This window comes from Flavobacterium sp. (assembly GCF_027531905.1).
Classification (GTDB): domain Bacteria; phylum Bacteroidota; class Bacteroidia; order Flavobacteriales; family Flavobacteriaceae; genus Flavobacterium.
Window position 1 is genome coordinate 31,504 of sequence record NZ_JAPZSU010000014.1, and the last position, 13,874, is coordinate 45,377.

Annotated in this window: 14 protein-coding genes; 9 read left to right on the forward strand and 5 right to left on the reverse strand. The window is 35.5% G+C overall.

Annotated elements, in window-relative coordinates; translation table 11 throughout:
• Nucleotides 1-186 precede the first annotated feature (186 nt).
• Complete coding sequence (locus O9307_RS04655) at nt 187-645, reverse strand: Lrp/AsnC family transcriptional regulator (RefSeq protein ID WP_298295829.1); 459 nt, start codon at nt 643-645, stop codon at nt 187-189.
• A 200-nt stretch (nt 646-845) separates the two neighbouring features.
• On the opposite strand from O9307_RS04655, the gene ald reads away from it, so the two are divergent.
• Complete coding sequence (ald, locus tag O9307_RS04660) at nt 846-1,976, forward strand: alanine dehydrogenase (protein ID WP_298295831.1); 1,131 nt, start codon at nt 846-848, stop codon at nt 1,974-1,976.
• A gap of 417 nt (nt 1,977-2,393) precedes the next feature.
• Here the strand turns inward: ald and O9307_RS04665 are convergent, their stop codons facing one another.
• The 3 genes from O9307_RS04665 to O9307_RS04675 all read right to left on the reverse strand — a co-directional run bounded on the left by O9307_RS04665 (nt 2,394) and on the right by O9307_RS04675 (nt 6,001).
• Complete coding sequence (locus O9307_RS04665; RefSeq protein ID WP_298295833.1) at nt 2,394-2,558, reverse strand: hypothetical protein; 165 nt, start codon at nt 2,556-2,558, stop codon at nt 2,394-2,396.
• A 2-nt stretch (nt 2,559-2,560) separates the two neighbouring features.
• The gene (locus tag O9307_RS04670; RefSeq protein ID WP_298295834.1) at nt 2,561-3,898 is read right to left on the reverse strand and encodes a hypothetical protein; all 1,338 of its coding nucleotides are present in this window, start codon (nt 3,896-3,898) and stop codon (nt 2,561-2,563) included.
• Nucleotides 3,899-4,582: 684 nt separating this feature from the next.
• Nucleotides 4,583-6,001, reverse strand: a complete 1,419-nt coding sequence (locus O9307_RS04675) for an amino acid permease (protein ID WP_298295836.1) — start codon at nt 5,999-6,001, stop codon at nt 4,583-4,585.
• A gap of 384 nt (nt 6,002-6,385) precedes the next feature.
• Between O9307_RS04675 and O9307_RS04680 the strand changes: the two genes are divergently transcribed.
• From O9307_RS04680 to O9307_RS04690, 3 genes are read left to right on the forward strand one after another with little or no spacing between them, the layout of a single operon-like run.
• Entirely contained in the window at nt 6,386-6,961 is a 576-nt protein-coding gene (locus O9307_RS04680; protein WP_298295838.1) for a hypothetical protein, read from the forward strand.
• 7 nt (nt 6,962-6,968) lie between these two features.
• Nucleotides 6,969-7,319, forward strand: a complete 351-nt coding sequence (locus tag O9307_RS04685) for a lysozyme inhibitor LprI family protein (RefSeq protein WP_298295840.1) — start codon at nt 6,969-6,971, stop codon at nt 7,317-7,319.
• Nucleotides 7,320-7,322: 3 nt separating this feature from the next.
• On the forward strand, nt 7,323-7,673 hold the full coding sequence (locus tag O9307_RS04690; protein WP_298295842.1) for a DUF1801 domain-containing protein: 351 nt from the start codon (nt 7,323-7,325) through the stop codon (nt 7,671-7,673).
• Between the two features lie 88 nt (nt 7,674-7,761).
• Here the strand turns inward: O9307_RS04690 and O9307_RS04695 are convergent, their stop codons facing one another.
• Nucleotides 7,762-8,676, reverse strand: coding sequence for a TIGR01777 family oxidoreductase (locus O9307_RS04695; RefSeq protein WP_298295844.1), 915 nt, complete (start codon nt 8,674-8,676; stop codon nt 7,762-7,764).
• 118 nt (nt 8,677-8,794) lie between these two features.
• Here O9307_RS04695 and O9307_RS04700 point away from each other — a divergent pair, with 118 nt between their 5' ends.
• From O9307_RS04700 to O9307_RS04720, 5 genes are all read left to right on the forward strand, one after another.
• Nucleotides 8,795-9,457 (forward strand): TetR family transcriptional regulator C-terminal domain-containing protein, encoded by a 663-nt coding sequence (locus tag O9307_RS04700; protein WP_298295846.1) that lies wholly within the window; start codon nt 8,795-8,797, stop codon nt 9,455-9,457.
• Nucleotides 9,458-9,531: 74 nt separating this feature from the next.
• Nucleotides 9,532-10,839, forward strand: coding sequence for an AarF/ABC1/UbiB kinase family protein (locus O9307_RS04705; protein WP_298295848.1), 1,308 nt, complete (start codon nt 9,532-9,534; stop codon nt 10,837-10,839).
• Between the two features lie 2 nt (nt 10,840-10,841).
• On the forward strand, nt 10,842-10,997 hold the full coding sequence (locus tag O9307_RS04710) for a DUF2256 domain-containing protein (protein ID WP_298295851.1): 156 nt from the start codon (nt 10,842-10,844) through the stop codon (nt 10,995-10,997).
• Entirely contained in the window at nt 10,952-12,256 is a 1,305-nt protein-coding gene (locus O9307_RS04715; protein WP_298295853.1) for a DASH family cryptochrome, read from the forward strand. Before O9307_RS04710 ends, O9307_RS04715 begins: the two co-directional genes overlap by 46 nt.
• A 3-nt stretch (nt 12,257-12,259) precedes the next feature.
• Nucleotides 12,260-13,744, forward strand: coding sequence for an FAD-binding domain-containing protein (locus tag O9307_RS04720; protein WP_298295855.1), 1,485 nt, complete (start codon nt 12,260-12,262; stop codon nt 13,742-13,744).
• Nucleotides 13,745-13,874 lie beyond the last annotated feature (130 nt).

Genomic DNA, 13,874 nt, shown 5'->3' on the forward strand with positions numbered 1-13,874 from the left:
TAATTCAACAAACCATCAAGAGGCAACTTTTGATGGTTTTTTTTTAACTAAGATGAAAGAAAGTAGCAATTCAACAATACACAGTTAACTTAACCGCAAGGTTCGCAAAGATTTACGCAAAGTTCGCAAAGGCCAAGATAACAACTATAAACTACAAACAATAAACAATAAACAACAAACAATTTTTTAAATCGGTAATACCGTTGTACTTTTCACTTCAGAGATGATAAAGAAACTATTGATCAAACTAACCTCGGTCAACACCGATAATTTCTTTTGATGAAAATGATGGTAACTTTCCATATCAGGCAAGACCACTTTTAGCAAATAATCAAAGCTACCCGAAACAAAATCACATTCCACTACTTCAGGTAAATTTAGAATCGCTTCATTAAAGGCTTCCGAGATATCAAACGTTTGTTTTACAAGAGTAACTTGGCAAAAAACGGTCAAGTTCTTCCCTAACTTTTTCTTATTGAGCACCGTAACATATTTATCAATAACTCCCTCTTTTTCAAGACGTTTCACTCGGTCGTGAACTGGTGTTAAAGACAAATTAATTTGGTTTGCAATGTCTTTTAGCGTCAAATGCGCGTTCGCTTGCAAAAGCCGTAAGATTTTTTTGTCGGTTTCATCTATATTCATAATCAAGGTATTTTTTCTAGATGGGATTCTTTAGATAATTTTTCTTTTTAAATCAGAAAAAACGTTTTCGTAAAGAAATATTTAATGCTAAATTACACAAATAAATTAATTTTTTCCTATTTAATGGTAGTATGTAAAAACTTTTTCTTTTTAAATTACTTTTATACTTTCAAACAAGTAGTAATTTAAATCTCTCTCATATGATTATTGGTGTTCCAAAAGAAATCAAAAATAACGAAAACCGCGTAGCTCTTACACCAGCTGGTGTAGCCGAATTCAAAAAACAAGGTCATACCGTATATGTACAAACCAATGCTGGAATCAACAGCGGTTTTGGGGATCAATCTTATATAGATGCAGGAGCATCCATTCTTCCAACTATCGAAGCAGTGTATGACATTGCTGAAATGATCATAAAAGTAAAAGAGCCAATCGCTTCTGAATATCCTTTGATTAAAAAAGACCAATTATTATTCACTTATTTCCACTTTGCTTCTTCTGAGCCTTTAACACACGCAATGTTAGAGCGCGGAGCCGTTTGTTTGGCTTACGAAACGGTAGAAAAAGCAGATCGTAGCTTGCCTTTATTGGTGCCAATGTCTGAAGTAGCGGGACGTATGTCTATCCAAGAAGGAGCTAAATATTTAGAAAAACCAATGAAAGGAAAAGGAATCCTTTTAGGTGGTGTACCAGGTGTTCCTCCAGCGAACGTAGTAGTTTTAGGTGGTGGAATCGTAGGAACTCAAGCTGCTAGAATGGCCGCTGGTTTCGGAGCAAGAGTAACCATTATGGACGTAAGCTTACCACGTTTGAGATATTTGTCTGATGTAATGCCAGCTAACGTAGTAACTCAAATGTCAAATCATTACAACATTTGCGAAGCGGTAAAAACTGCCGATTTAGTAATTGGTGGTGTATTGATTCCAGGAGCGAAAGCGCCTCACTTAATCACTCGCGATATGCTAAAATTAATGAGCCCTGGAACCGTAGTAGTAGACGTAGCTGTTGACCAAGGAGGTTGTATCGAAACTTGTAAACCAACCACTCACGAAGACCCAACTTTCATCATTGATGATATTGTTCACTATTGTGTGGCCAATATGCCAGGTGCAGTGCCTTACACTTCAACTTTAGCGTTGACGAATGCGACTTTGCCTTACGCGATTCAATTGGCCAACAAAGGATGGAGAAAAGCCTGCGAAGAAAACAAAGAATTAAAATTAGGATTGAACGTAGCCAACGGAAAAGTAGTATACCGTGGCGTTGCCGAAGCTTGGGATTTACCTTTGCACGAAGTAGAAAGCGTTCTAGCTGAAGAAGCTGTTTGCTAATTCCTTTTTACAATACATACAAAATCCGTCTCGTTGCAAAACCAGACGGATTTTTTTTATGCTTATTTTGGAGCGGAAAGAATAGGCTTTTTTGTGGTCATCGTCCTGCTCTCCGCTATATCTTTGCTTTTTAACCCAAAAAGCAAAGGATGCCGCTGCGATCAGGGCTAAAAGCTGGAAATTGGCTTTCTTGGAGAGAATTACAAAAATTAGCTTTTATTATCTAGATACTTTACTACTTTCTTATAAAGTTTTACGACAAAATATACAATTGTAATTAGCAAAACTAAAACAAACAATTGCCATAAAAACAAACCTATACTTAAATCATTTATAGTTTTTTCCATTTTTTAATCTACTTTTAGAACAGATAGTAATGCTCATCGTTTATTATTAATGATTGCTAAAAGGATAACCTTATTCACCATTCTTCTTTATTTCTTTTAATTTATATTGATAATATTCCGTTTTAACATCTAAATATTTTTTCACTAAAACATAAGTTCTTATCAAAAAAAGAATAAAAACAATAACAAGTAAACTTGGTATTAAACTTATCGCTACATCTATAAAATTTTCCATAATTATTTATTTTTAATATTTTTTGTTGTAACACAACATATTTTACCTGTTACCTTATCTACTAATAATTCAATTAATTTTCTTTGCTTTATACCAAACTCAAGCCCTTCCATTTTAATTCCGACTAGAATATATCCTGAAATTTGAATTTTGGCAACATCAGTCGAAAATGACGCATCAGATAAAAGCATTGAATTTTGAACCCAATCAAGTCCTACAACAGTATTTGATATAAAAGTTTTGGATTCCCCTTTATCAAACGAATATGGTGTTCCTGAATTAGACACAATTTCAATTGATAAATCAACTATAGGAGTTAATGGGATTGTCTTTGTAGCCCATATTTGGTTTTGAAGAATTCTAAAATCATTACTATCTGAATAATCACTAACTTCAGTTTTTAATTGTTCCATTACTTCTAATAGTCCCGAAAAATTGCTTATTAATACAGGATTTGATATCTCTGATTGAGCAACAATTTCAAAACTATCATTGCCAGTAAACCAATATTCAAACTGCTCTATACTTACATCAGGATTTTGCTTCAAGAAAGCATTAGCCCAATGAGGAAAACTATCATTGCCAAGAATGTAATTTAATCCTTCTAAATTTGGTATAATAGAAACTCCTTCACTATCACTTATTCCTGTACCACCCTCACCAGAACCTCCAGAACCTCCTCCTATAACACTTCCTCCTGCATCAATATATACAGGATCAGGTCCAACTGGTTCGGAACCACATAATCTATAACTTTCATAACCAACACATAAATTACATTGGTCACAAGTGCCACTCGCACAATCACCTGTTCTTGTGCAATGCCAAAACTCAACAAAAATTGTTGTACAATTAAGTTGGGAACTTCTAGAAGTTTTTCCTGAATTTGATAAATTGGATTGATATAAACGGCTAATAGTTCCTTCAAATTTGGAATTAACCCCTTGTTTTAAAGATAATAAATACTCCTTAGTTGGTTTTAATTCTACAAGAATACTTTGCCACCCTTGTTTATAAAACATGGTTAAGTTATAAATATTATTTGATTTTATGTTCTTAGGATGAACTTGAAAGGTATAGGTTGTCTTCTTATCTCTTACTAACTTTTTGATTACGATAGTGTCGATAACAAATTCATTTAATACATGCTTGTTTGTATTCTCTTTTTTAAGTCCCGCATCCAATGTCCCATCAATTTTGAATTTGTTTTCGAAATCCAAAAGTCCTGATTCCTTCTTAAAACGATCAAAAGTAATGTCTTTTTCATTAAAACTACTCTGTTTTTCGAAAGAATCATAACTATCCTTACTACAATTGATAAAAAATAAAAAACAAGCCATAACACTAAGATATAAAGTTGCTTTTTTTCTAAAAGGCTGACTTCTTGTGTGTGTGTGTGTGTGTGTGTAATTTCATAATTATTTATATTTGTTAATAAAATCAAAGATATTTAAATTTAATTAACAAACATATACCCACATTTAGTGATATTTCAATAAAAAATAAATCTTATAAAATTCATTTACTGACAAACTACTTTCTGAGTTTCACAAAATTTAGACAAATTACTGCGAGCAACTAATGCCTATATTCTTTTAAAAATAAAACCTTACATTACATGTTTTCACACCTGCCAATTTTCAAAAACCTATCAAATTAATAATTCAAAAGAACTATTAAAAAATTCACTTTTCTATACAACGGATTAAAATCCGTTGCTACAAAATGTTTCGTTCCTACGGAACTAGCACAACCCAAAAAGAGCCGTAGACTCGGCATATATTATAGGGCTGGACTTCAGTTGCTACAAAATATTTCGTTCCTACGGAACTTGCACACCCCAAAAAGAGTCGTAGACTCGGCATATCTTATAGGGCTGGACTTCAGTCCAGTTAACAGCAAACCATATGAATAAAAGAGCCATAGGCTCGGTCCATTTTATTTTACAAAAAAAAGCAACGGATTACAATCCGTTGCTATAAAAAACATTCTCTCTTTGAGTCTTGTCTATTCTATATAGAACACTACTCCTTCAACACTTTACGCTGCGTAACATAATACACTGGAATTCCAGTAAGCATAATCAGTACGCCCCAACCACAAGTAGAGAATTTGGTAAACAATAACGAAATACAAATTGCCGAAGCAATTACGATATACAAACCTGGCAAAAACGGATAGCCAAACGCTTTGTAAGGACGCTCAGCGTCGGGCATTTTTTTACGCAGAATAAAAATACCGTAGATGGTCAAAATGTAAAAAATCAAAACAATGATGATTACAAAATCCAATAAATCGCCGTATTTGCCTGTCAAACACAATGCCGAAGCCCAAAAACACTGTGCCCAAAGCGCCCAACCTGGTACACTTTTCTCATTCAATTGTGCAGCTTGTTTGAAAAACAAACCGTCTTTTGCCATCGTATAATACACTCGGGAGCCCGCCATAATCAATCCGTTGTTGCAGGCAAAAGTCGAAATCATAATCATCACCGCAATAATCACTGTACCATAATCGCCAAACGTATACTGAGAAGCAACCACCGCTACCCTATCGGATTTGGCTGTAGCAATTTCTTCTATTGGAATAACCGCCAAATACATCAAATTGGTCAACACATAAATAATCGTCACAATGAAAGTCCCTAGAAACAAACTCAAGCCCACATTACGTTTTGGATTTTTCAATTCGGCTGCAATAAAAGTAACTCCGTTCCAAGCATCACTAGAGAATAACGACCCCACCATAGCTGCCGAAATTCCAGTCAATAAAGCCGTTCCTGCAATTGGTGTCCATTGTTTTGTGTCTAAATTATAAGATTTGGTTTCCCATACATCCGTCCAGTTTACGTCCCAAACTTCGGCTTTTGCTGCCAGAATGAATCCAAAAACAATCAAACCAAAAAGAGACAAAATTTTGATAATCGTAAGCACGGTTTGCAACGTTTTGCTGTCTTTTACGCCGCGACTGTTGAGATAGGTTAAGAAAACAATCGTAATAATGGAAACAATTTGAGCCGCATTGAGTTGAAAAGCACCCAAATCGAGTAAAATGTTTTCATCGCTCAACGATGGAACCAAATAAGCGGCAAACTTAGAAAAACCTACACCTACCGCAGCAATAGTTCCAGTTTGAATCACTGCAAAAAAACTCCAACCGAACAGAAACGCAATCAATTTATTATACGCTTCCTTAAGATACACGTATTGTCCGCCAGCATTGGGCATCATGGCACTCAATTCGCCATAACTCACCGCAGCAATCATGGTGATTAGTCCAGAAATAATCCAAATTAAAGTAAGCCAAGCAGCTGAACCTACTTGTCTGGCAATATCGGCACTTACAATAAAAATTCCTGAGCCAATCATAGAACCTACTACGAGCATGGTACCGTCTAAAAGTCCGAGTTCGCGTTTAAAATCTTCGGGTTTGTTGTCTTGCATGGGTTGTTTTTTTGATTTTAGTTGGCTAAAGATATACTTTTTTGTTAAAATTTGAACTTCTTACAAAAAAGAAAAGAACATAATTTACAACTCATTCAATAGAAAGGAAACTGAAAAACTATACTTGTATAACGAAAGAAAATGCAAATACTAATTTTTAAAGAACTACCTCAAAACACAACCCTCTAGAAGAAAAGCAATTGTTTTTTTTAGTATTTTTGAAGATGTCTCCAAAAGGGTACTATGATAACTTATAGCCCCGGGAGGAGTGGCATCCTTTGTCTTTTTTCTTTAAAAAGACAAAGATATAGCGGATCACGGGACTTTGATGGCCAAAAAGCCTCTTGTTACTGCTCCTAAAAATCAACCAATTAAAATTTTAAAATGTTAGAGCGCATCGACATCATCAATAATTTTAATCCCTTAAAAGGAGATTCAGACACTGACACTTTTGTGAGATACAGAAAGAGTAAATGGCTCTTACTCGTGAATGGAGTTTTGGCAGGAATTTGTTTTTTGTTTGTTTTTTTTGCAATTATAAATGAATACTTAGGACTTGAATATCTGCCAAAATGGAGCAAAAGCGGAACAATGTTTCTGGTTTCATTTTCGTTTTTTATTAATCTACAAAGTGAAATTTATAAAACGCTTTTACTACAACATTTGATTAGAATTGAAAATAAAAACAGTAGCCAAATTGAAGAAATAAATTCGAAATTGGAGGCTATTCTTCGTAATATAACCAATACCAAAAAAGGATTACCTATCATTCTACTTGCAATTTTACTAATTATCGGAAGTGTAATCCAAATGCTTTCTGAGGGAGGCTTTCAATATTGGAATTATTTCATACTCCCTTTAATCGTCTTATTGTTTTTAAGTTTTTATAGAACGTTTTCCAATTACAAAGCCTTAAAAGAAAACATTACTACATTTGAAAATCAAACACTTTACACCTAATTCCCTAATGAAAAAACTACTCCTATCCCTATTATTTTTGGTTTTCAGTGTTTCTGCTGCTACTGCACAAACGCAGTTAGAGATGAACGAAAAAGCGTCACTAGATTACAAGAAAGCCGATGCGGAACTTAACAAAGTTTATAAAAAGTTGGTATCGCTTTTGGACAAAAATGAAAAAGTGTTACTCATTCAAGCGCAAAAAGATTGGATAAAATACAGAGATTCGCATTGTAAATTTGAAGCTGACCCTTATACAGGTGGAAGCATAAAACCTTTAATTTTGCTGACTTGTTTGGAGGAAATCACCAGAGAAAGAACCAAACATTTGAAGGAAAGTCTCAAAAATTTAAACCGATAAGACATGGAAACCGTAGACTCCTATTTAGCGAAATTTCCCGAAGCGAGTCAGAAAAGAATGCAGCAAATTAGAGCGCTCATTTTGGAAAAAGCGCCAGAGGCACAAGAAAGTATTAGCTACGGAATGCCCGCCTACAAAACCAATGGGAAGCCGTTGATTTACTTTGCGGCTTTCAAAAATCATATTGGTTTGTATGCCACGCCCTCTGGACATTCGCATTTCGCTGAAGCACTTTCGTCCTACAAACAAGGCAAAGGCTCCGTGCAATTTCCGAATGAACAGCCGCTGCCGCTTGATTTAATCGCTGAAATTATAGCATTTAGAATAGAAGAAAACGCCTCTAAAACGCAGTAAAAAAACCTCATTTCGCTATGACAGCAAAATGAGGTTTTAAAAACAAACCATCTACAAGCAACAAACTAAACTAGTATAGCAAATTCTGCTATTTTTTTAAGCAATCGCGCAAAGCGAAATCAAGATTCTTAAATTGAAAGCGGAATCCCAAATGCAATAATTTATCATTGGATATTCGTCTTCCGGTAAGGACTAGAACCGACATTTCCCCGAGAACCCATTGCAACACAAAAGCTGGAACATTAGGCAACCAAACCGAATAACCATAAATGTAAGCTAGGGTTTTGGAAAAAAGAGTATTTGTGGTACTATCTTCTATTGCCGCATTGTAAGCGCCTTCCATTGCTTCATTTTCTATCGTTTCAAGATAAATTCCGCACAAATCGTGAATATGAATCCAAGGCATGTATTGATTACCAGAACCCAATGCAGAACCGAATCCGTATCGAAAAATTGGAATCATTTTTTGCAAAAATCCTTCATTTTTACCCAAAACCAATCCTGTTCTCACTTTTACAGTTCGGATACCAAGTGCGGCTATGCTATCAGCGTTTTTTTCCCATTCTAGGCATACTTTACCCAAAAAATCGTGCGCTGCTGGTGAAGTTTCAGTACAAATTCCTTCGCCATTCAACGCGCCGTAAATTCCGATTCCAGATGCAGAAATAAAAGCTTTAACATTATTCTTCTTTGACTGTAAAACCGATGCCAATAAAGCAGTAGATTGTACTCTACTATCTAAAATTGCTTTTTTTCGGGTTACCGTCCAACGCTTATCGCCAATGGATTCTCCAGCCAAATGGATGATATAGTCGGCATCCAAAACGGCTTTTTCCTCGATGTTGCCAGTAGAAACATCCCAAGTATAATAAGAAATATCTTCCGTGTTCTCCTTTGGTGTTCGTGTCAATACATTGACTGCATATCCCTTGTTGTGTAACATTTGAGTCAAATATTTCCCAACAAAACCAGTACCTCCTGTCAACAATACCCTCTTTTTCATTTTATTTTTTTTGTGTTATCAAAATAACTTATGCAAACATAGGTTAAAATTTTGTTTAACATTATTAATAATAAGTTAAACAACAGTATCTTTATACTCTAATTTAAACGGAACTAAAATGGCAACTAAAAAAACAGTACTTACCAAAGACAAAATCGTATCATTCTATATGAATCACGTATTGGAAAACAATGAAAAACCAAAATCGATTTATCAATTTGCTCAGCAAAACGGATTTAGCGAAGCCGAGTTTTATACTTTTTTTGGAACACTTGAAGCTATCGAGAAGGAAATCTTCATTCAATTTTTTGATAAAACCATCGAATTGCTAGAAAAAAACCCAGCATATGCTAGTTATGAAATGCGTTCCAAACTGTTGAGTTTCTATTTTACTTTCTTTGAATTGCTTACTGCGAATCGAAGTTATGTTTTATATGCTTTGCAACAGCATAAAAATCAGTTAAAAAACGTAATGATTTTGGCTGATGTTCGTAAAAAATTCAAAAATTATATAGGTGAAATTACCACAGATGATTTCCGCATTCAAATCGAGCGTTTTCAGGAATACCAAGAAAAAGCGACAACCGAGTCATTATGGATTCAGTTTTTACTCACCTTAAAGTTTTGGATGGACGACAGTTCCGCTGGATTTGAAAAAACAGACATCTATATCGAAAAATCAGTAAAAGCTGCTTTCGAATTAATGAACATTACTCCTATTGAAAGTTTAATCGATTTTGGCAAATTTATTTTCAAAGAAAAAATACAAAAACAAGACTAAAAATGCGGTGACTCTCTGCTTGTTGTAACCAACAACAGCACACAAACCCCTTCATTACAGTAAAAAAAATATAAATGAAAACTATAGACTATATTCCTACTTCAAAGATTGAAAGAGCGACCAAATTGGTGCAAACGGGTGCAAAAGTAGGCGTGAATTACCTAAAATATTACGGCGAAAAAATAGTCAACTCAGATTTAACGAGAGATAAACTCAATGAAGACAATGCCGAAGATATTTATGATGGACTAAAAAGCTTGAAAGGAAGTGCGCTGAAAGTAGCACAAATGCTGAGTATGGACAAAAATTTTCTACCGCAAGCTTATGTAGAAAAATTTTCATTGTCGCAGTTTTCTGTTCCGCCGCTTTCAGCTCCTTTGGTACTCAAAACCTTCAAATCGAATTTTGGCAAAACCCCTTATGAGATTTTTGATGAATTCAATGCCGAATCGGTAAACGCAGCAAGTATTGGTCAAGTGCATTTGGCCAAGAAAAACGGAAAAAAATTGGCCGTAAAAATTCAATATCCAGGTGTTGCCAATAGCATTTCTTCGGATTTGGCTTTGGTAAAACCAATGGCGATTCGAATGTTTAATCTACAAGGCAAAGATTCTGATAAATACTTTAAAGAAGTAGAGGACAAATTGATTGAAGAAACCAATTATACGCTTGAACTAAAACAGAGTCAAGAAGTAGTCGCTGCCTGCCAAAAGATAGACAACTTGGTTTTCCCTGCTTACTATCCTGAATTTTCATCCGAAAAAATCCTGACGATGGATTGGATGACAGGCAAACATTTATCTGAGTTCACTGCTGAAAATACCAATCAAGAAACTGCCAACAAAGTGGGACAAGCGCTTTGGGATTTTTATATGTACCAAATTCACGTCTTACGAAAAGTGCACGCCGACCCACATCCTGGTAACTTTTTGGTAGATAATAACCAACAATTGGTCGCATTGGATTTTGGCTGTATGAAAAGCATTCCGAAGGACTTTTATGTGCCTTACTTTGAATTAATCAACAAAGAAATCATCGACAACAAACAGCTTTTTAATGCCAAATTATTTGAACTTGAGATTTTAAGAAAAGAAGACACTCCAGAAGAAATCGCGTATTTCACGAGTATGTTTTATGACTTGCTATCGCTATTCACTTTGCCATTTCAAAATACACATTTCGATTTTTCGGATGAAGCCTTCTTTAACAATATTGCGCAATTGGGCGAGCGATTTGCAAAAGACACCAACCTGCGCAAGATGAATGGTAATCGCGGTTCCAAGCATTTTATTTATATGAACAGAACATTCTTTGGCTTGTATAATTTGATGTTTGACCTCAAGGCTTCCATTGCCGTAAATCAATACCAAAACTATTTATAAAATTGAAAAAAACGCACTTGCCTTCCAAAATATGCGTGGTCTGTAATCGCCCTTTTGATTGGAGAAAAAAATGGGAAAAAGTTTGGGACGAAGTAAAATATTGTAGCGAAAAATGCAAAAGAAACAAAAAGGAATCGTTTGGTTCAAAAATGACCTAAGAATCGCGGATAATCCAGCGCTACAACAGGCTATTGCCGAAAATGAAAGCGTCGTTGGAGTCTATTGTTTTGACCCAAAACAGTATGCAACCACGGCTTTTGGATTTAAAAAAACGGCACATTTTAGAGCACAGTTTACTATAGAATCGGTTCAAGAATTAAGGGCAAATTTGGCAAGCCTTGGCATTACGCTTTTGGTGTATCACGATTCGGTTGCGCATGTCATTCCGACTTTGATTGATTCTTCTATCCAAACTGCGATTTACTTTCAAAACGAATGGACGAGCGAGGAAAAAGTGGAAATCGATAGCCTGAAAAAAAATTGCGGTTCAACTGTAGAATTTGTCGCTACTTATCATCAATTTTTATACCCGCCAGAAGTCATTCCGTTTGCTATAGCCGAAATACCAGCGGTTTTTACACAATTCAGAAATGCTTGTGAAAAAAAAGCTGTAGTCCCAAAAATTGGCAAGCTAACAGTTCTACCCGAGTCCAATACAATTGACATACAAACCACAATTCCTACTTTGGAAGATTTAGGATTTACAACATTTGAAGAAGATCGAAGAACTGCTTTTCCTTTTCGTGGTGGCGAAAATCAAGCTTTAGCAAGAGTGCAAGAATACCTTTGGAACACCCGAAAAATAAGTCAGTACAAACAAACCCGAAATGGATTACTTGGAACGGATTACAGCTCAAAATTTTCGCCATGGTTGGCCAATGGATGCCTTTCGCCAAAAACCATTTATTGGGAAATTAAGCGCTACGAAAAAGAAGTAGAAGCTAACGAATCTACCTATTGGTTGATTTTTGAATTGCTTTGGAGGGATTATTTCAAATACATCTCGCTTCAAAACGGCAATGCAATTTTTAAAATTGGTGGCATTCAAAACCGAGATTATCAATGGTCTCAAGACAACAAAGCAATCCAACAATGGATTAATGGCACTACAGCAGAACCTTTTGTGAATGCCAACATGCTGGAACTGCAACAAACGGGTTGGATGAGCAACCGCGGACGACAAAATGTAGCTTCTTATTTTGCCAAAACCTTACTCCTAGATTGGAGAATTGGCGCAGCCTATTTTGAGTCGATGTTATTGGATTATGATGTGCACAGCAATTACGGCAATTGGATGTACGTCTCTGGAGTAGGAAACGATCCCCGCGATAGAAAATTCAATATCGCTTTGCAAGCCCAAAACTATGATCAACAGTCGAAATTTCAACAACGCTGGTTACAACAACAACTTTTCTAAAAGATGAATACCTCTAAAAAACATATCAATATTGTCTGGTTCAAAAGAGACCTTCGTTTGCATGACAATGAAGCCCTGTATGCGGCTTTACAACATGAAGAACCTACGCTTTTACTGTATGTTTTTGAAAAATCGTTGCAAACCGATCCGCACTACAGCGCAAGGCATTGGAATTTCATCAAACAATCTCTCGTAGCGCTCAACACACAATTACTGCCTTACAATACAAAAGTTTTGGCTGTAGATGGCGAAGTTATAGGTACTATCAACACTATTTTGGATTTGTACAGCGTCAAAAAAGTATTTTCTCATCAAGAAACAGGCATCAGAATTACGTACGAAAGAGATAAATCCTTCAAAAGATTTTGCAAAAACAACCAAATTGATTGGGTCGAAAATAGCAACAATGGCATTTTTAGAGGGCTAAAAAACCGAAGCAATTGGGTGGTGCAATGGGAAAAATATATGAATGAACCGCAATTTGCATTCTTACCAAATGACAATAGCTTTTTAGAATTGCCCCAAATTGAACAGCTAGAACGCTTGTTAGAAAAGACAAATTTGGTCACCATTCCCGATGCTATTTTTCAAAAAGGAGGGACAGAAATGGGACAGAAATATTTAGACTCCTTTTTTAAAAATCGTTATTTCAATTACAGCAATCATATTTCCAAACCTTTACTAGCGAGAAAAAGTTGCAGCAGAATTTCACCTTATATTGCTTGGGGAAATTTATCTACCCGAGAAGTATTGCAAAAAGCCGCTACATTCCGACAAATTTGTTCGAATAAAAAACAAATTGACAGCTTTGTATCGCGACTCACTTGGCAAGCCCATTTTATTCAAAAATTTGAAATGGAAGAAATCATGGAGTTTGAGAGCATCAACAAAGGATACCATGATTTACAGAAGAAAATTAATTGGAACTATGTCGAAGCTTGGAAAAAAGGACAAACGGGTGTTCCGCTTGTGGATGCATCTATGCGCTGTTTGAACGAAACGGGCTACCTCAACTTTAGAATGCGGGCCCTTTTGGTATCGTTTTTTACCCATAACCTTTGGCAACCGTGGCAAGAAGCTACACAACATTTGTCGCAAATGTTTTTGGATTTTGAGCCAGGCATTCACTACCCGCAATTGCAAATGCAAGCCGGCGAAACGGGTGTCAACTTATTGCGCATTTACAATCCGATTAAAAATAGTTTGGAACACGACCCACAAGGAGAATTTATCAAACAATGGGTACCTGAGTTACGAAATTTGCCATTGCCTTTCGTTCATCAACCTAGTAAAATGACTTTTTTGGACCAAAAATTCAACAACTTCGAACTAGGAAAAGACTATCCAAAACCGATTGTTAATATAGACAGAACTAGAAAATTTGCTTCAGATTATTTATGGAAAATGAAGAAAAACCCATTGGTTAAAGAAGAAAGTAATCGGATTTTAAAATTACATACCCTAGCCGATATTGGCGATAGCGATTAAAAATACTATTCATAAAATAAACAAACATTTAATACTAAACATATAAGCCAACTAAGTTTTTTAAAAAAGCCAATTCATCCAATTAGTCAAAAGTAAAAATGAGACACTAGTAGTTTCAACTACTTATTTG